Source organism: Amycolatopsis regifaucium (genome assembly GCF_001613935.1).
GTDB lineage: Bacteria > Actinomycetota > Actinomycetes > Mycobacteriales > Pseudonocardiaceae > Amycolatopsis > Amycolatopsis regifaucium.
Genome location: NZ_LQCI01000014.1, coordinates 19,874 through 38,038, shown reverse-complemented (window position 1 = coordinate 38,038; position 18,165 = coordinate 19,874). Strand labels below are relative to the sequence as shown.

The window sequence follows — 18,165 nt, the reverse complement described above, 5'->3', positions numbered from 1 at the left end:
CGACGTGAAGGAGGCCCGGCATGGCACTCGAACTCCGGCTCGACGGCGCCGTGGTGCTGGTGACCGGTGGGGTGCGCGGCGTCGGCGCCGGTGTCACCAGGACTTTTCTCCGTGCCGGAGCCGAAGTCGTCACCTGCGCCCGCACCGAACCCGAGCGACCGGTCCGCACCGAGGACGGGGCGTCGACGTTCATCTCCTGCGACGTCCGCGATCCCAAGGAGGTCGACGCGCTCTTCGAGGAGATCCTCCGGCGGCACGGCAGGCTCGACGTCGTGGTCAACAACGCGGGTGGCGCGCCGTACGCCCAGGTGGCGGACGCGTCGCCGCGGTTCCACGAGAAGGTGATCGGGCTCAACCTGCTGGCGCCGCTGACCGTCGCCCGCGCGGCGAACACGATCATGCAAGGTCAGGAGCGCGGCGGCGTCATCGTGAACATCAGCAGTGTCAGCGGGACGCGACCGTCACCGGGGACGGCCTCCTACGGTGCGGCGAAAGCCGGTTTGGACAACCTGACCGCGACGCTGGCCGTGGAGTGGGCGCCGAAGGTGCGGGTCAACGCGCTCGACGTTGGCATGGTCCGGACCGAGCACACCCATCTGCATTACGGCGACGAAGCCGGGATCGCGGCGGTGAGCGAGACCGTCCCGTTAGGACGGTTGGCCGAACCGGACGAGATCGGGTCCTGCGCGGTATTTCTGGCTTCCCCGCTGGCCTCTTATGTCAGCGGCGCCTGCTTGGCCGTGCACGGCGGGGGAGAGGTGCCCGCCTTCTTGGCCGCTTCCCATGCTCGAACCGAAGGAAAGGAGCCGGTGTGAGCAGGATCGCCGACGGCCGGATCGTGGTGGTGACCGGGGCGGGTCGGGGCATCGGCCGGGCACACGCGCTCGCGTTCGCCGCCGAGGGCGCGCGGGTGGTGGTGAATGATCTCGGGGCCGGCATCGACGGCAGCGGCGGTTCGGCCGGGCCCGCGCAGAACGTCGTCGACGAGATCGAGGCGCTCGGCGGCAAGGCGGTCGCGAACACCGACGACGTCGCGTCCTGGGACGGTGCCGCCGCCCTGGTGCGGACCGCCGTCGAAACCTTCGGCGGGCTGGACGTCTTGGTCAACAACGCGGGTTTCCTGCGCGACCGGATGCTGGTCAATCTGAGCGAGGACGAGTGGGACGCGGTCATCCGTGTTCACCTGAAAGGGCATTTCGCGCCGACACGGCACGCCGCCGAGTATTGGCGCGCGGAGGCGAAAGCCGGCCGTACGCGGGCGGCGCGGGTGATCAACACCAGTTCCGGCGCGGGCTTGCTCGGCAGCGTCGGACAGGGCAACTACTCGGCCGCGAAATCCGGGATCCTGGGCCTCACGCTGGTCGCGGCCACGGAATTCGCGCGCTACGGCGTCACCGTGAACGCGATCGCCCCGGCCGCCCGGACCAGGATGACCGAAGAGGCGTTCGCCGCTGACATGGCGGCGCCGGAGGCCGGATTCGACGCCATGGCACCGGAAAACGTGTCACCGCTGGTGGTGTGGCTCGGCAGCGAAGAGTCGTCCGGGGTGACCGGACGGGTGTTCGAGGTCGACGGCGGACGCGTCTCGATCGCGCAGGGTTGGCGGCATGGCACGGTGCGGGACAAGGGATCCCGGTGGTCACCCGCCGAACTCGGGCCCGTCGTGGCGGAGCTGGTGGCGGAGGCTCCGGTTCCGGAGCCTGTCTACGGCGCGTAGGTCTTCGGTACAGGTGGTCGTGAGCGGCCGGGTCATCGAGGAGGCGAAGGGGGCCTTCGCTACCTGGTTGCCGTCAAGTTCTCTCCGCTGAGACACGGCACCCCCGGCTTCCGGTAGCCAGTCCGGGCCCGCGGGAGGGCACGCCATCTGTGGCTTACCCACCAAGAACCCGAATCGCCACTCACGACCGCGCGACCCGACCCGCTACCTTCGCCTCATCCTCGCGCGAGGTCCCGGTTCTCGGCAAGCGCCTCGAACCCCGCCGACCTATAGGTGGCGACGGCGGCGACATTGGAGCTCGGCGTGTTGACGGCCGCGCTCGACGAACCGAGTTCCCGGAGCGCTGCCGCCGCGGCGATCGTGATCGCCCGGCCATAGCCGTGTCCGCGATGGTCCCGGTGGACACCCATCGGCTCGAGTATCCCGGGCTTCCCCTCGCCCGCCGACCACACCGTCACAGCCGCCACCGCGTCGCCTCGGTCGTCGTACGCGACCAGAGACCGGGCGTCGGCGTACGGCAATCCGGAGGCAACCGCGTGCCAGCGTTCCGTGGTGAAAGCCGACTTGTCGAACGACGCCCGCAGGACAGCGGCGTGCACGTGGCCCTGTTCCGCTCCGATCACCTCGATCCGCACGCCGGGGTCCTGCACCGGTTCCGTGAGATCGAGGCGGAGTGGCGTCCACGGCTCGTCGAGGCGCCAGCCGTGCTCCGGCAAAAGGTCTTGAAGCAGCGCGTCCTTCGGCGCCTCGATGGCCACTTTGCCGGCAGGCAGTACGCCGCGCTCCGGAGTGATCACGTCTTCGGTCAGCCGTCGCGCCAGTTCCTCGTCCTGACGAACGTCCGGCGCGGTCGTGAGCCGCAGGAGGTCGGCTCCGTCCAGGAGCCCGACGGCGAGAATCCGGCCGTCGCGGCGCCAGATCCGGAGCGCCGCGGCCGTCGCCTCCGCGCCGGACCGCCAGAACCAGCCCAGATCCCCGGGATGCAGCTGCCACGGCGACCCGTCCTGCTGCCAGCGCCGCAGGGCGTCCACGGCCTCGCCCAGCCCGTCGGCTCCCGGTACCTCCATCATGATCGCCATGCCGGTGATCACACACCATCGCGCCGATCGCTCGCATCCGGTTTTCCCTGTGGCCAAGATGGGGGAGTGACCTCACTTCAGCGCCGTCTCTGGGAAGCGGTCGAGCCGCTGCACGCCGTCGTCTACTTCGCCCCGGAAACGGCGGCCGCGGCCAAGGCCGTCGGTCTGCCGAGCTGGTGGATGGGCTATTTCGCCGGACGGGTCGCGCCGCTCGGACCGCTGACGGAACCACCCGTGACGGCGATGCTGTTCGGGTTCGCGCCGCGGATGGTCGCGCGATCCCTGCCCGACGCCTGGAAATTCGCCGAGCCGTCGGTCGTGCTGCGGAGCCGGATGGACGCCGTCGAGGCGGCCTTGACCCGCATCCTGCCCGCCGACGCGGCCCTCGACGAACTCGCCGAGCTACTCGAACAGGCCGTCACCGGCTGCGATCACGCGGCCAGGCCGCTCGCCGCCGCGTGGTCCTCGGTCGCCCGCCCGGACGGTCCCGCCGGGAGGGTCTGGCTCGCGGCGACGGTGCTGCGCGAGCATCGCGGGGACGGTCACGTCCTTTCCGCGGTCGCCGCCGGATTGCGCGGGCTCGACACGACACTGACCCACATCGGCAGCGGGGCGGTGACCCGCGAGGTCATCCAGATCAACCGCGGCTGGTCCGACGACGAGTGGGACGAGAGCGTCGCACGGTTGACCGAACGCGGCCTCCTCGACGGCGATTCGCACCTCACCGACGCCGGAAACGCGCTGCGCCAACGAATCGAGGACGAGACCGACCGGCTCGCCACCGGCCCGATCGACGCTCTCGGCGAGGACGGTGCCGCCGAGGTCCTGCGGCTCGCCGTCCCGTTGAGCCGCCAGGTGTTCGACGCCGGAGCCATCCCGTCGCCGAATCCGATGGGGGCACCGCGGCCCTGACCGCTCGAAACTGTCGGACCCCGGTGGGACGCTGTCCGGCATGGCTACGTGGCAACAGTTCAGTGAAGAGGCACCCGAGCTGGCGGCGAAGATCCGGGAACGGTTCACCGCGGCGAAGTCACACGTGCTGGCGACCGTCCGGCGGGACGGTTCGCCCCGCGTCAGCGGCAGTGAGGTCGATTTCCGTGACCAGGACCTGTTGATCGGTTCGATGATCAACGCGGTGAAGGCGAAAGATCTGCAGCGTGACGGCAGGTTCGCGATCCACGCCGCCTCGGCGATCGACGAGGGCGGCGCGGACGCGAAGGTGTCGGGAAAGGCCGTCGAGATCACCGATCCGGCGGAGGTCGCCCGCCTGCAGGGCGACGACGGGGAGGCCCACGTCTTCCGGCTCGACCTCACCGAAGCGGTGCTGACCTGGGTCGAGGGCAACACCATCTTTTTCGATTTCTGGAAGGAGGGCCAGGGGAGCAAACGGCTCGCGAGGCCGGACAACGGTCCGGTGGTCGAGGTCGCGCCGGGCGGGAAAGGCTAGATCCGCTCGATGATGGTGCCGGTGGAAAGCGCGCCACCGGCACACATCGTCACCAGCGCGGTGCTCGCGTCCCGGCGTTCCAGTTCGTGCAGTGCCGTGGTCAGCAGCCGCGCGCCGGTACTGCCGACGGGATGCCCGAGCGCGATCGCGCCACCGTTCACGTTGACCTTGTCCTCGCCCGCCCGGTGCACCCGTTGCCACGACAACACAACTGAAGCGAAGGCCTCGTTGACCTCGAACAGGTCGAGGTCGCCGATCACCATCCCCGCCTTGGCCAGTACCCGTTCGGTCGCCTGCACGGGACCGTCGAGGTGGTAGTACGGCTCCGCGCCGACCAGCGCCTGGGAGACGATGCGCGCTCGCGGCTGCAGGCCCAGTGCCTTGGCCCGGCCCGAGTCCATCAGGAGGAGCGCGGCCGCGCCGTCGGAGATCTGCGACGACGTCCCGGCCGTGTGCACGCCGCCTTCGAGGACCGGTTTGAGCTTCGCGAGGCCTTCGACGGTCGTCTCGCGCAAGCCCTGGTCGCGGTTCACCAGCCGGGTCTCGCCGGTCGGCGCGCCGTCCTCGCCGAGCACCGGTGCCTTCACCGCGACGACCTCGCGGTCGAAGTGCCCGGCCGCCCACGCGGCGGCGGCCTTGGTCTGGGAGGCGGTGCCGAATCGGTCGACGTCGTGCCGGGTGATCCCACGCCGTCGCGCGATCCGCTCGGCGGCGCCGTACTGGTTCGGCATGTCGATCGACCACGAGTCCGGCCGTGGCGTGCCGATGCCCTCGCCACGGTTCGCGCCCAGCGGTACCCGGCTCATCGCTTCGACGCCGCACGAGACGCCGACGTCGATCGCCCCGGCCGCGATGAGCCCGGCGATCAGATGCGTCGCCTGCTGCGCCGAGCCGCATTGGGCGTCGATGGTGGTCGCGCCCGTCGTCTCGGGGAGCCCGGCGTGCAGCCACGCCGTCCGCGTGACGTTGCCCGCCTGTTCACCGGCCTGGGTCACGGCGCCGCCGATCGCCTGTTCGACGAGCACGGGATCCAGTCCCGCCCGGTCGAGCAAGGCGCGCTGAGCCGCGCCCAGGATCTCGGCCGCGTGCAGCCCCGACAGATGGCCCCTGCGCTTGCCGACAGGGGTGCGGACCGCCTCGACGATCACCGGACTACCCACGTTCGCCTCCTGGAGAACACCGTTCACTACGGAAAAAGTAGAACACGTTCTCAATTTGAGCAAGTCACCCCAGGGTCGGCGGGATTTTGATCACTGGTCGTCGGTCCCGCCGCTTGCTGGGCATCCATGATCGCATTAGGCCAAGTTAACGGGTTTCACTAAAAACTCTTCACTTGGTAAACGCCCTATGCTTCAATCGGGCTAGAACGTGTTTCATTGGCGAACCGCGTAGGAGGTAGCCCGTGGCCGCTCCCCTGATCCCCGCCGGTTTCGATTTCACCGATCCGGATCTGTACGCCACCAGACTGCCTCTGGCGGAGTTCGCCGAACTCCGCCGCACGGCACCGGTCTGGTGGAACCCGCAGCCGCACAACACCGCGGGTTTCCGCGACGACGGCTACTGGGTGGTCAGCAGGCTGGACGACGTCAAGGCGGTGTCGAGGGACAGCGAGCTGTTCTCCTCCCGGGAGAAGACCGCGATCATCCGCTTCGACGAGAACATGACCGAGGACAGTCTCGAAGCCAACCGGCTCGTCCTGCTCAACATGGACGCGCCGCAGCACACGAAGCTCCGCCGGATCGTCTCGAAGGGCTTCACGCCGAGGTCGATCGCGAAACTCGAGGACACCCTGCGCGACCGTGCGGAGCGGATCGTCAGCGAGGCCAAGAAAAAGGGCTCCGGGGACTTCGTCACCGACGTCGCCTGCGAACTTCCGTTGCAGGCCATCGCCGAACTGATCGGCATCCCGCAGGAAGACCGCCTCAAGGTCTTCGACTGGTCCAACCAGATGGTCGCCTACGACGATCCCGAGTACGAGGTCGAACCGCTCGCCGCGTCCGCGGAGATCGTCGGCTACGCCTGGAACATGGCCGAAGAACGCCGCAAGTGCCCGATGGACGACATCGTCACGAAGCTGGTGCAGGCCGACGTCGACGGCGAATCGCTGGCCTCGGACGAATTCGGCTTCTTCGTCATCCTGCTCGCCGTCGCGGGCAACGAGACGACGCGCAACGCGATCACCCACGGGATGAAGGCGTTCCTCGACCACCCCGGCCAGTGGGAGCTGTACAAGAAGGAGCGGCCGAAGACCGCGCCGGACGAGATCGTCCGCTGGGCCACCCCGGTGGTCGCCTTCCAGCGCACCGCGACCCGCGACACCGAACTCGGCGGGCAGCGGATCCGCAAGGGCGACCGGGTCGGGATGTTCTACAGCTCGGCGAACTTCGACCCCGATCACTTCGACGAGCCGGAGAAGTTCGACATCCTCCGCGAGGACAACCCGCACGTCGGTTTCGGCGGCACGGGCTCGCACTACTGCATCGGCGCGAACCTCGCCCGGCTGGAGATCGACCTGATCTTCAACGCCATCGCCGACGTCATGCCGAACATCAGCGAAGCCGCCCCGCCCGACCGGCTCCGGTCGAGCTGGCTCAACGGGATCAAGCACTACCAGGTGCGCTACGGCTGAGCCGGCGGAGACTTCGTAGGGCACCATGGACGCCAGGGGTCCCCACGTGCAGGTTCGCCTATCCGGCGCCGCCGCGCCAGGTGGCGTTCGAACACGGGACCCGGGCGCAGGTCGTCGAGCTGCCGCCCGGTGAGCACGGCGTGCGATACCGGGCCGAGCGCGCCTACGGGCCGGTCGAGGGCGAACCCATCGCCATGGACGACCTCGTCCGCCCGACGCGCGAACCCAGGTCGAGGCGATCGTCCGGCATGTGGGCGAGCACCTGTCCTATGTGGTCGGTTCCGGCTCGCCGACCGACGACGCCGTCGACACCTACCTCGCCGGGGAAGGGGTTTGCCGCGACTACGCGCACGTCTGCATCTCGCTGTGCCGGGTGATCGACATCCCGGCCAGGTTCGTCGCGGTCTACGCGCCCGGACTGTCCCCAATGGACTTCCACGCCGTGTTCGAGGCCGCGATCGACGGCCGCTGGTACGTGTTCGACGCCACCGGTCTCGCACCGAGGCAGAGCATGAGCCGCATCGCGACCGGACGCGACGCCGCCGACACCGCGTTCCTCTCCACCCTCGGCTGTGAGCTGGACTTTCTCGGCAGCACCGTCCTGGCGACCGCGGGTCCTACCCTGCCGGAAGACGACGGCTCGGAGCTGATCGCGCTCGCTTGATCGCGTGTTGCCCACGAGCTGTGACCTCGCTGGGGTAGACAGTCCGTGTGAGGGAGAAGCAAGCACCGACGAAATGGAAGCGGCTGCGTGCCCGCTACCGCTGGCTGGACCACGTGGCGCGGGCGGTGAACCGGTACATCGAGTACGGCGGTTACCACTACGTCGCCTCGATCACGTACTTCAGCCTGTTCTCGCTGGTGCCCATTCTCATGGTCGCGGTGTCGGTGGCGGGTTTCGTGCTGGCCAGCCAGCCGCAGCTGATCGAGACGATGCTGAACGCCATCACCGGCACCCTGCCCGGCGGTCTCGGTGACAAGGCGGGGGACCTGCTCACCGGGTTCGTGGAACAGCGCACCAGCGTCGGTGTCATCGGTCTGATCGTCGGCCTGTACTCCGGTTGGAACTGGATGAACGCCCTGCGGGACGCGCTCACCGCGCTGTGGGGACAGAACCGCTCGGATCTTCCGCTGCTGCGCACGATCGCCGCGGACCTCCTCGCGCTGCTCGGCCTCGCGACGGCGCTGCTGGTCTCCTTCGCGATCACCATCTCGGGGTCCGCGCTCGGCCGGTACCTGCTGGGCCTGGCCGGGGTGGACGACACCGCCTGGGGGCACAACGTGCTTTCGGCGATCTCGATCCCGCTGGCGTTGCTGGCCAACTGGCTCGTGTTCCTCTGGGTGCTCACGCGGCTGCCGAGGAAACCGGTCGGGGTCCGCAGCGCGATGCGCGGCGCGGTCGCGCTGGCGCTGGGCTTCGAACTGCTGAAACTGGCCGGTGGGATCTATCTGCGCTTGATCGGCAACTCGCCGACCGGCGTCGCGTTCGGCTCGATCATCGGTCTCATCTTCTTCATCTCACTGGTGGCCCGGATGCTGGTGTTCGTCACGGCCTGGACCGCGACCGCGCGCGACGCGCCGCCGGAGCCGGTCCGCCCGCCGCCGCCCGTGGTGGTCCGGCCCGTGGTCGCGCCGCCCGATCGGCACGGTCTCAAACCGGCACTGGTGGGCGCGGTGACCGGCGTGGTCGCGACCTTGGCCGCGCAACGCCTCCGGCCCCGCCGCCGCACCTGACACCCGCAATGAAAGCGTCCTTCATTGCAACGAGCGCCATGAAGGACGCTTTCATTGCGACCGGCGCTATGAAGGACGCTTTCATAGCAAAATTTGCGAGGAAAGCGTCCTTCATCTCAGTGGGTCCGTCCGTCAGCTCGGCTTCGCCGACCCCACCACCCACATCGAGAAGAACTGCGATCCGCCGCCGTACGCGTGCCCGAGCGCGACGCGCGCGCCGTCGACCTGGTAGTCCCCGGCGCGTCCCATTACCTGCTTGGCCGCTTCGGAGAACCGGAGCATCCCCGACGCGCCGATCGGGTTCGACGACAGCACGCCACCGGACGGGTTGACCGGCAGCCGCCCGCCGAGCGCGGTCTCGCCCGCCTCGGTGAGCTTCCAGCCTTCGCCCTCGTCGGTGAAGCCCAGGTTCTCCAGCCACATCGGCTCGAACCACGAAAACGGCACGTAGATCTCCGCGGCGTCCACTTCGGACAGTGGATCGGTGATCCCGGCGGCCTTCCACAACGCGGCGGCGGCGTCGCGCCCCGCTTGCGGGTTGACCTGGTCGCGGCCGGCGAACGTCGTGGGTTCGGTGCGCATCGCGGTCGCGTGGATCCACGCCGCGCCACCGGGAACGGCGTCACCGGCGGCCTCGTCACCGAGCACCATCGCGCAGGCGCCGTCCGAGGACGGGCACGTTTCGTCATAGCGGATCGGATCCCACAGCATCTGTGACGCCTGCACCGATTCCACCGTGATGTCGGGCTGCCGCAGATGCGCGTAGGGGTTCAAAGCCCCGTTGCGCCGGTCCTTGGCCGCGACGATCGCCCCGACGTGGTCGGGCGCGCCGGACCGCCGGATGTACGAGCGCACGTGCGGCGCGAAATAGCCGCCCGCCCCGGCACCCACCGGCATCTGGAACGGCGGGAGGATCGACAGGCCCCACATCGCGTTCGACTCGGACTGCTTCTCGAAGGCCACCGTCAGCACGCGCTGGTGCACCCCCGCCTGCACCAGCGACGCGGCCACGAGCGCGGTCGACCCGCCGACCGAACCGGCGGTGTGCACGCGCAGCAAGGGTTTCCCGGTCGCGCCGAGCGCGTCGGCGAGGAACAGTTCGGGCATCATCACGCCCTCGAACAGATCCGGCGCCTTGCCGAGGACGACGGCGTCGATGTCGTCCCAGCCGGTCTGCGCATCGATCATCGCCCGGTCGATCGCCTCCCGGAGCAGACCGGGCATGGACACGTCGGTGCGCTTGGCCTTGTGGTGGGTTTGGCCGGTGCCCAGCACGGCCGCGAGGTGCTTCACGAGAGGACCTCCAAGGTCGCGACCAGATTTTGCTGCAGGACGGGGCCGCTGGTCGCGTGGGCGAGTGTCTTGCGCGCGCTGCCGTCGAGGATGCGGTTCGCCGCCTCGCCGATCCGCGCCAAGCCCGCCGAGAACATCGGATTGCCGGTCAGCACCCCGCCCGAGGGATTGATCCGCACCTGTTCGTCCAGGCCCAGCGCCTCGCGCAGGATCAGCTCCTGATGCGTGAACGGCGCGTGCAGTTCGGCGACTTCGACGCCGTCGAGGTCGAGCGCCCTTCCGGCGGCCACCGTGGACGGTGACCGGGTGAGATCCCGCACCCCGAGCGAGGGGGAGTCGACCCGGTGCTCGATCCCGGTGATCACCGCGGGGCTGTCGACGAGGTCCGCCGCCCGCTCCGCCGAGGCGAGCACGATGACGGCGGCACCGTCGGTGACCGGTGCGATGTCGTGGGCCCGCAAGGGATCAGCGAAGTACGGGGTGTCGAGGAGTTCGGAGACCTCGACCGGGCCGGAGAACTGCGCGGCCGGGTTGGCGACGGCGTCGGCACGGCTGCGCGCGGCGACCTCGGCGAGATCCTTTTCCGACCACAGTCCCGCTTCAAGGCCCAGCCTGGCCTGAATCCCGGCGACACTCACCGAGTCCGGCCACAGCGGCGCGACGACGTAGGGGTCCATCTGCAGCGCCAGTACCCGCCGCAGCTGGCCTGCCGAAGACTTGCCGAAGCCGTAGACGAGCGCCGTTTCGACCTCGCCCATGCGGATCTTCAGCCACGCCTCGTAGAGCGCCCAGGCGGCGTCCATCTCGACGTGGGACTCGTGGATCGGCGGAAAGGCACCGATCGCGTCGACCGCGGCGATGAACGAGAACGCGCGGCCGGCGAGGTAGTCCGAGGAACCCGAGCACCAGAACCCGATGTCCTCTTTGGACAGACCGGTGCGCTCGAAGACCTCGGCGAAGATCGGCACCAGCATTTCCACGCCGTTGGTGGTGCCCGGGGTGTTACGGACGTTGGGGGCCTGCGCGAAGCCCACTACTGCTACATCTGGCACAGCGGTCCTCACAGATGGTGGGCGAAGGAATCGTAGGGCGCGTCCGGCTCGCCGGTCGGCTCGAAGTGGTCGATGTTCTCCAGCGACGTCCACCACTCGTCGGCCGGTTTCCAGACGGCGCGCACGCGCATGCCCATCCGGACGTCGGCCGCGTCGCAGCCGAGGACCAGGTGCAGGAACGCGATGTCCGCGCCGTCGAGCAGGATGTACGCCGCGACATACGGCGGTTTGATCCGCTGGCCGAGGAACGGGACGTTCACAATGCAGAACGTGGTGACGATGCCGGTGTCCGGGAGTTCGACCTCGTCGGTGGTCGGGACGCCGTCGGTCGGGCAGGCGCCGCGCGGCGGGAGGTAGACCTTGCCGCACGACGGGCAGCGCTGGCCGATCAGCTTTCCTTCGGCGAGTCCGCGCAGGTAACGGCTCTCCTCCGGCGACGCGGAATGCCGGTAGCGCAGGTGGATCGGCGTGATCACCACGCTGACCGGCGCGCCCTCCTCGCGTTTCGCGACCGGGGGCGGCGCCTCGGTGGGATCGGTGTCGGGACCGTCGGCGGGGACGAAGTAGGCGATGTCCCGGATGTGGCCGACCGTCTCGTCCGCCCAGCGGATCCGCACACGCTGTCCAGTGTGGACGTTCGACGGAGAGCCCGCGTCGACCGCGTGCAGGAGCGCGGTGTCGGCGCCGTCGAGCCTGATCAGGGCCCACGCGAACGGCCGCGACAGGGGCTGGCCGTCGAGCGGTTCGGCGATCCACGACCAAGACACGATCTCGCCTTCGGCGGCGACCGGAACGAACTCGGACAGCGCCTCGGCGGTCACGGGGTCGTATTCCAGTGGCGGCACGTGGACGCGGCCGTCACTGCCGCGGACGCCTTCGACCCGGCGCTCGCGCAGGGCGTCGACGAACCGGCCGAGTACCGGCCCGACCGAACGGGTGTAGTCGAAGCCCACGTTGAGCGGGGCCGACAGCGGGAGTTCTGGTGCACTCACATTCTGAGTGAAACACGTTCTCGATTTTGCGGCAAGCTCCGTCACCTGGGCGCCCTTGACGCTTGCCCTTGAGTGGAACGCGTTCTAGATTTGCCCCTATGTCGACAGCCACGGGGACACTTGGGGTCTGGAACATCGCCGCGCGGGAGCCGGAGCGGGTCGCGCTCGTCGATCCGGACGGCCGCTCGATCGGCTACGGGGACCTCGCCGCGAAAGCGAACGCGTACGCCCGGGGCCTGCAGGCCCTCGGGCTCGGGGCCGGGGACGTGGTCGTCGTCCTGCAGCCCAACGGGGACGAACTCGTGGCGGCCTATTTCGCCGCCATCCAGTCCGGGTTGTACATCGTGGTGGTCAACTGGCATCTGGTCGGGCCGGAGGTCGCCTACATCCTCTCCGACAGCGGCGCCAAGGCGTTCCTCGCGCACGAACGGTTCGCCGACGTCGCGATCGCGGCCGCCGACGAGGCCGGGATCCCGGAACGGGCGCGTTTCGCGGTGGGCGACGTCGCGGGTTTCCGGCGGATCGAGGAACTCGGTTCGGGTGAGGGGGACGGGCGTCCGGAGCGGCGCACGGCCGGCTCGCCGATGCTCTACACGTCGGGGACCACGGGGCGGCCCAAGGGTGTCCGGCGCCCGCTGAGCGGCGCCGATCCCGACGAAGTCCCCGGCGCTTCGACGTGGTTCTTCGGGATCTTCGGGCTGGTGCCGCACGACGGGCACGTGCATCTGTGCGGGTCGCCGCTCTATCACACGGCGGTGCTCAACTTCGTCGCCATCTCGCTGCAGCTGGGGCATACCGCGGTGCTGATGGACCGCTGGGACGCCGAGGAGATGCTGCGGCTGATCGAGCGGCACCGGGTCACGCACAGCCATATGGTCCCGACGCAGTTCCGGCGGTTGCTCGCGTTGCCGGACGACGTCCGCGCGGCCTACGACCTGAGTTCGCTGCGCGTGATGATCCACGGTGCCGCGCCCTGTCCGCTGGAGGTCAAACGTCGGATGCTCGACTGGTGGGGGCCGGTCGTCACCGAGTACTACGCGGCCACCGAGGGCGGCGGCACGGCGATCTCGGGGGAGGAGTGGCTCGAGAAACCGGGTTCGGTGGGGCTGCCGTGGCCGGGTTCGACGATCAAGATCCTCGACGACGAGGGCAAGGAGCTGCCCGCCGGTGAGACCGGCACCGTCTACATGAAGATGGGGGACTCGAAGTTCGAGTACCACAAGGACCGGGCCAAGACGGCCAAGGCGCGGGTCGGCGATCTGTTCACCCTCGGCGACGTCGGGCATCTCGACGAGGACGGCTACCTCTTCCTGCACGACCGCAAGGCGGATCTGATCATCTCGGGCGGGGTGAACATCTACCCGGCGGAGATCGAGGGCGAACTGGTGATGCATCCGAAGATCGCCGACGTCGCGGTGTTCGGGGTCCCGCACGAGGAGTGGGGCGAGGCGATCAAGGCCGTCGTCCAGCCCGCGGGCGGTGTCGAGCCCTCCGACGAGCTGACCGCCGAGATCCTCGAGTACGCGGCGTCCCGGCTGGCGAGGTTCAAGCTCCCGCGTTCGGTCGACTACCTGCCCGAACTCCCGCGTGACCCGAACGGGAAGCTCTACAAGCGCAAGCTCCGCGACCCCTACTGGGCGGGCCACGCCCTCCCCTGACCGCGTTTCGTCCTCTAAACGCGGTAGTTGCGTGGGCAACTACCGCATTTAGAGGACGAAACGCGTGGGGGTCAGCGGCCCCGGAAGACGGGCTTGCGCTTCTCGGCGAAGGCGCGGGGGCCTTCCTTCGCGTCTTCGCTCGCGAAAACCTCGATGCCGTACTGGGCGTCGAGCTTGAAGGCCTCTTCCTCGTGCATGCCCTCGGTGTCGCGCAGGGTCTTGAGGATCGCGCGGACCGCGAGCGGTCCGTTCGCGGAGATCAGCCCGGCCAGCTCCATCGCCTTGTCCAGCGCCGTGCCGTCGGGGACGACGTAGCCGATCAGGCCGATCTTCAGCGCCTCGGCCGCGGTGATGTGCCGTCCAGTCAGCAGCAGGTCGGCGGCGACGGTGTACGGGATCTGGCGGGGGAGCCGGACGGCCGAACCGCCCATGGGGAACAGGCTCCACCGTGCTTCCGACACCCCGAACTTCGCGCTCTCGCCCGCGACGCGCAGGTCCGTGCCCTGCAGGATCTCCGTGCCGCCGGCGATCGCCGGGCCCTCGACGGCCGCGATCAACGGTTTCGTCAGCCGTCGCCCCTTGAGCAGGCCTTCGATCCGGCTGGGATCGAACGTGCCCTTCTCGAACGAGTCGGACGGCGAGTTCTTCGACATCGACTTCAGATCCGCGCCCGCGCAGAACGCGCCGCCCGCGCCGGTGAGCACGCAGCACCGGATGTCGTCGTCGGTGTCGACGCGGTTCCACGCCTCGACCATGATCCCGAGCATCTCGCCGCTGAGCGCGTTGCGGGCCTCCGGCCGGTTCATCGTGACCACGAGGGTGTGTTCGATCTTTTCCACCAGCGCGTGCGGTTCGCCCACCGGAGCCTCCACTGAAATCGCCACCATTGCCCAGAACGATAACATGTTCTACTTTGAGGGAGTGGCACTCAATATCGCGGATCTACTCGAGCACGCCGTCGACGCCGTGCCGGAGCGCATCGCGGTCGTCTGCGGCGATCGGCGGGTCACCTTCGCCGAACTGGAAGAGCGCGCCAACCGGCTGGCGCACCATCTCGCCGCACACGGCGTGGGACCCGGATCCCACATCGGTGTCTATTCCCGGAACTCCATCGAAGCACTGGAATCGATGATCGCCGCGTACAAGCTGCGCGCGATCGCGATCAACGTCAACTACCGCTACGTCCACGGCGAACTGCGGTACCTGTTCGACAACGCCGACCTCGTGGCGCTGGTCCACGAGCGCGGTTACTCGGACAAGGTCGCCGCCGTGCTGCCGGAAACCCCTGAACTGAAACACGTTGTCGTTGTCGACGACGGAAGCGACGGGGACTACTCGTCCTACGGCGGCGTGGACTACGAGGCCGCGCTCGCCGAAGGCTCACCCGAGCGTGACTTCCCCGAGCGCAGCGCCGACGACATCTACATTCTCTACACCGGCGGAACCACCGGATATCCCAAGGGTGTCCTGTGGCGTCACGAGGACATCTGGCGCGCGCTCGGTGGCGGCATCAACTTCGTCACCGGCGAGTACGTCCCGGACGAATGGACGCTCGCCGAACAGGGAAAGTCGGGCAGCCTGGTCCGGCTGCCCGCCGCGCCGCTGATCCACGGCGCCGCGCAGTGGGCCGCGTTCGGCGCGCTGTTCACCGGCAGCCCGGTCGTGTTCGTGCCGCGGTTCGACGCGCACGAGATCTGGAAAGCCGTGCAGGACAACAAGGTTCAGGTACTCACCATCGTCGGCGACGCGATGGCGCGACCGCTGATCGAGGCCTACCGCGAGGGTGACTACGACGCGTCGTCGATCGTCGCGGTGTCGAGCCACGCCGCCCTGTTCTCCCAGTCGGTGAAGCAGGAATTCCTGGCGATGCTCCCGAACGTGGTGATCACCGACGCGATCGGATCCTCCGAAAGCGGCTTCACCGGCATCGGCATGGTCAGCAAGGACTCCGACCATTCCGCCGGTCCCCGGGTCAGCTTCGGCAAGGACGCGATCCTGGTGGACGACGACGGCGGTCTTGTCGACCCGAAGCCCGGCGCGATCGGGCTGATCGCGCGCCGCGGGCACGTCCCCCTCGGCTACTACAAGGATCCCGTGAAGACCGAGAAGATCTTCATCGAGGTCGACGGCAAGCGGTACGTCGTACCCGGTGATTACGCGCGCTACGAGGAAGACGGCACGGTGACCCTGCTCGGCAGGGGATCGCAGTGCGTGAACACCGGCGGCGAGAAGGTCTACCCGGAAGAAGTCGAGGGTGCCCTGAAGTCGCATCCTGACGTGTTCGACGCGCTCGTCATCGGCATCCCCGACGACCGGCTCGGCCAGCGCGTGGCCGCGGTGATCCAGCCGAGGCCAGGCAAAGACCTGGACGTCGTCGCGCTCGAAGCGCATGTGCGGACCGAGGTCGCCGGGTACAAGGTGCCACGCACCCTCTGGCTCGCCGAGGAGATCGGGCGCTCTCCCAGTGGGAAACCGGACTATCCCTGGGCGCAGCGCTACGCCGGCGAGCACGAGCCCGTGACCATCCAACCGGCGTGAGTAAAGGAGCCACATGCGGACGTCTCTGTGCGACCGGCTCGAGATCGACCTGCCGATCGTCGGGTTCACCCCGTCCGAACACGTCGCCGCGGCGATCAGCCGGGCGGGTGGGCTGGGCGTGCTGGGCTGTGTGCGGTTCAACGACGCGGCCGAACTCGACGCCGTCCTGTCCTGGATGGACGAGAACACCGGCGGCAAACCCTACGGTGTCGACATCGTCATGCCCGCCAAGATCCCGGCGGAAGGGACGTCGATCGATCTCGCGAAGCACATCCCCCAAGGGCATCGCGATTTCGTGGAGCGGACTCTGCGTGACCTGGCCGTCCCGCCGCTGCCGGACGACACCGACGAACGCGCCGGCGTGCTGGGCTGGCTGCATTCGGTCGCCCGGTCGCATGTCGAGGTCGCGCTGAAACATCCCATCCGGTTGATCGCCAACGCGCTGGGTTCACCGCCGGTCGACGTCATCGACCAGTGTCACGCGAAAGGCGTGCCGGTCGCGGCATTGGCAGGCAAGGCCGAACACGCTGTCCGGCACGTCGAGAACGGTGTCGATCTCGTTGTGGCGCAAGGTTATGAGGCGGGCGGGCACACCGGCGAGATCGCGTCGATGGTCCTGCTGCCCGAGGTCGTCGACGCCGTCGGTGACCGGGTGCCGGTGCTCGCCGCGGGCGGGATCGGCTCGGGACGGCAGGTCGCGGCGGCGCTCGCGCTGGGCGCGTCCGGGGTGTGGATGGGGTCGTTCTGGCTCGCCACCGAGGAATACCTGCAGACCATGGGAGAATCCGGGGCCATGCAACGGGCTCTGGTCGCGGCGGGTTCGTCCGACACCGTCCGGACGCGGATCTACACCGGCAAACCGGCGCGGCTGCTCAAGACGCGGTGGACCGAGGCGTGGGCCGCGCCCGGCGCGCCAGAACCGCTGCCGATGCCGCTGCAGAACCTGCTGGTCTCCCACGCGCACAACCGGATTCATCACGCGGCGGATCCGACCGTGGTCTCGATGCCGGTGGGGCAGATCGTCGGGCGGATGGACCGGGTGCGGCCGGTCGCCGACGTGATCGCGGAACTCGTTTCGGGTTACGAAGAAGCACTGTCGCGTTTGGACAAGACCCGCTGAAGTCGCCCCCGAACGCCAGGAAAGGTCCTTTCCTTGCGAAATTCGCAAGGAAAGGACCTTTCCTGGCATGCCGTGCGGTGAAGCTAGAGCCCGGCGGCCGCGTTCTTGATCGCGGTCGCGAAGGTGCTCACCTCGGTGTAGACGCCGGGAGCGTGCGCCCGCGCGCAGCCTTCGCCCCAGCTGACGATGCCGACCTGGATCCAGGCACCGGCGCTGTCGCGGCGGAACATCGGGCCGCCCGAGTCACCCTGGCAGGTGTCGACGCCGCCCGAGTTGATGTTGCCCGCGCAGATCTCGGCGCTGTCGATCAGGCCGGCGTAGCTGCCGCCCTGCGCCTTGCAGGTCGCGTCGGAAACGAACGGCACGGTGGCCTTGAGCAGGTAGCGCTGCTGCGCCCCGCCCTCGGTCGCCGCACCCCAGCCCGCCACGGTGAACGTGCCGCTGTTGTAGGCCGTCGAAGTGGCGATCGGCAGGGTCGGGATGCCGGTGACCGGGCTGGCGAGCTTGATCAGCGCCCAGTCACCACCGGTGGAGGTGGGGTAGGTCGGCGACCGGTACACGTAGGTCGACTTGACCTTCTTGGCCGCGGTGCTCTGCAGGTCGACGACACCGAGGGTGGCGGTGATGCCCGTGTTGGCGCCGGTCCGCGACACGCAGTGCGCGGCGGTCAGCACGATCTGCTGGGTGTAGAGCGCACCACCGCAGCCCATGGAAAGCCTTACCATCCAAGGGAATTCACCCTGGGCGGCTCGGGTTCCACCGACCACGTCGGTGGACGGCGGCTGCGCGGCCGCGGCTTGCGGAGCCGTGGCGAGACCCGCCAGGGTTCCGGCCGCCGCGACGGCGATCAGGGTCTTTTTGAGCAGGCTGAACCGACGCTTGATGTCCAAGGGTTCATTCCTTCCG

The 18,165-nt window shown here is 68.9% G+C and carries 16 protein-coding genes and 1 pseudogene; 10 read left to right on the top strand and 7 right to left on the bottom strand.

What is annotated here, in order from left to right:
* Positions 1–20: 20 nt before the first annotated feature.
* Together AVL48_RS17020 and AVL48_RS17015 are read left to right on the top strand one after the other, a co-directional pair.
* The gene (locus AVL48_RS17020) at positions 21–815 is read left to right on the top strand and encodes an SDR family oxidoreductase (RefSeq protein WP_061987265.1); all 795 of its coding nucleotides are present in this window, start codon (positions 21–23) and stop codon (positions 813–815) included.
* Positions 812–1,717 (top strand): SDR family oxidoreductase, encoded by a 906-nt coding sequence (locus tag AVL48_RS17015; RefSeq protein ID WP_061987264.1) that lies wholly within the window; start codon positions 812–814, stop codon positions 1,715–1,717. The genes AVL48_RS17020 and AVL48_RS17015 overlap by 4 nt, the downstream gene beginning before the upstream one ends.
* Before the next feature lie 215 nt (positions 1,718–1,932).
* On the opposite strand, the gene AVL48_RS17010 is transcribed toward AVL48_RS17015, so the two are convergent.
* Complete coding sequence (locus AVL48_RS17010; RefSeq protein ID WP_061987382.1) at positions 1,933–2,796, bottom strand: GNAT family N-acetyltransferase; 864 nt, start codon at positions 2,794–2,796, stop codon at positions 1,933–1,935.
* Positions 2,797–2,862: 66 nt separating this feature from the next.
* On the opposite strand from AVL48_RS17010, the gene AVL48_RS17005 reads away from it, so the two are divergent.
* Positions 2,863–3,708 carry an SCO6745 family protein gene (locus AVL48_RS17005; protein WP_061987262.1) on the top strand — a complete coding sequence of 282 codons (846 nt, stop codon included), beginning with the start codon at positions 2,863–2,865 and terminating at the stop codon, positions 3,706–3,708.
* A gap of 40 nt (positions 3,709–3,748) precedes the next feature.
* The gene (locus tag AVL48_RS17000) at positions 3,749–4,243 is read left to right on the top strand and encodes a pyridoxamine 5'-phosphate oxidase family protein (protein WP_061987260.1); all 495 of its coding nucleotides are present in this window, start codon (positions 3,749–3,751) and stop codon (positions 4,241–4,243) included.
* On the opposite strand, the gene AVL48_RS16995 is transcribed toward AVL48_RS17000, so the two are convergent.
* Positions 4,240–5,403 carry a steroid 3-ketoacyl-CoA thiolase gene (locus AVL48_RS16995; RefSeq protein WP_061987381.1) on the bottom strand — a complete coding sequence of 388 codons (1,164 nt, stop codon included), beginning with the start codon at positions 5,401–5,403 and terminating at the stop codon, positions 4,240–4,242. The genes AVL48_RS17000 and AVL48_RS16995 overlap by 4 nt on opposite strands.
* A 242-nt stretch (positions 5,404–5,645) precedes the next feature.
* Here AVL48_RS16995 and AVL48_RS16990 point away from each other — a divergent pair, with 242 nt between their 5' ends.
* The 3 genes and pseudogenes from AVL48_RS16990 (at position 5,646) to AVL48_RS16980 (ending at position 8,606) form a co-directional block, all read left to right on the top strand.
* Positions 5,646–6,872, top strand: a complete 1,227-nt coding sequence (locus AVL48_RS16990; protein ID WP_061987258.1) for a cytochrome P450 — start codon at positions 5,646–5,648, stop codon at positions 6,870–6,872.
* An 80-nt stretch (positions 6,873–6,952) separates the two neighbouring features.
* A pseudogene (locus AVL48_RS16985) lies at positions 6,953–7,536 on the top strand (transglutaminase-like domain-containing protein); the annotation flags it as partial.
* Between the two features lie 47 nt (positions 7,537–7,583).
* Positions 7,584–8,606, top strand: a complete 1,023-nt coding sequence (locus AVL48_RS16980; protein WP_061987256.1) for a YhjD/YihY/BrkB family envelope integrity protein — start codon at positions 7,584–7,586, stop codon at positions 8,604–8,606.
* A gap of 132 nt (positions 8,607–8,738) precedes the next feature.
* Here AVL48_RS16980 and AVL48_RS16975 read toward each other — a convergent pair whose 3' ends face one another.
* The 3 genes from AVL48_RS16975 to AVL48_RS16965 are packed head-to-tail and all read right to left on the bottom strand — an operon-like array spanning position 8,739 to position 11,943.
* Positions 8,739–9,899, bottom strand: a complete 1,161-nt coding sequence (locus tag AVL48_RS16975; RefSeq protein ID WP_061987254.1) for a thiolase domain-containing protein — start codon at positions 9,897–9,899, stop codon at positions 8,739–8,741.
* A complete protein-coding gene (locus AVL48_RS16970) occupies positions 9,896–10,951 on the bottom strand; it encodes a thiolase domain-containing protein (protein ID WP_061987252.1) in 1,056 nt (351 codons plus the stop codon). The genes AVL48_RS16975 and AVL48_RS16970 overlap by 4 nt, the downstream gene beginning before the upstream one ends.
* An 8-nt stretch (positions 10,952–10,959) precedes the next feature.
* Entirely contained in the window at positions 10,960–11,943 is a 984-nt protein-coding gene (locus AVL48_RS16965) for a Zn-ribbon domain-containing OB-fold protein (RefSeq protein ID WP_061987250.1), read from the bottom strand.
* 98 nt (positions 11,944–12,041) lie between these two features.
* Here AVL48_RS16965 and AVL48_RS16960 point away from each other — a divergent pair, with 98 nt between their 5' ends.
* On the top strand, positions 12,042–13,601 hold the full coding sequence (locus AVL48_RS16960) for an acyl-CoA synthetase (protein WP_061987248.1): 1,560 nt from the start codon (positions 12,042–12,044) through the stop codon (positions 13,599–13,601).
* Positions 13,602–13,672: 71 nt separating this feature from the next.
* On the opposite strand, the gene AVL48_RS16955 is transcribed toward AVL48_RS16960, so the two are convergent.
* Positions 13,673–14,461: a crotonase/enoyl-CoA hydratase family protein gene (locus tag AVL48_RS16955; RefSeq protein ID WP_061987246.1), complete on the bottom strand. Its 789-nt coding sequence runs from the start codon at positions 14,459–14,461 to the stop codon at positions 13,673–13,675.
* Positions 14,462–14,522: 61 nt separating this feature from the next.
* Here AVL48_RS16955 and AVL48_RS16950 point away from each other — a divergent pair, with 61 nt between their 5' ends.
* Positions 14,523–16,139, top strand: a complete 1,617-nt coding sequence (locus AVL48_RS16950; RefSeq protein WP_177242336.1) for an acyl-CoA synthetase — start codon at positions 14,523–14,525, stop codon at positions 16,137–16,139.
* Between the two features lie 13 nt (positions 16,140–16,152).
* Positions 16,153–17,259 carry an NAD(P)H-dependent flavin oxidoreductase gene (locus tag AVL48_RS16945; RefSeq protein ID WP_061987242.1) on the top strand — a complete coding sequence of 369 codons (1,107 nt, stop codon included), beginning with the start codon at positions 16,153–16,155 and terminating at the stop codon, positions 17,257–17,259.
* Between the two features lie 83 nt (positions 17,260–17,342).
* Here the strand turns inward: AVL48_RS16945 and AVL48_RS16940 are convergent, their stop codons facing one another.
* Entirely contained in the window at positions 17,343–18,149 is an 807-nt protein-coding gene (locus AVL48_RS16940; protein WP_082857669.1) for a S1 family peptidase, read from the bottom strand.
* Between the last annotated feature and the right edge of the window lie 16 nt (positions 18,150–18,165).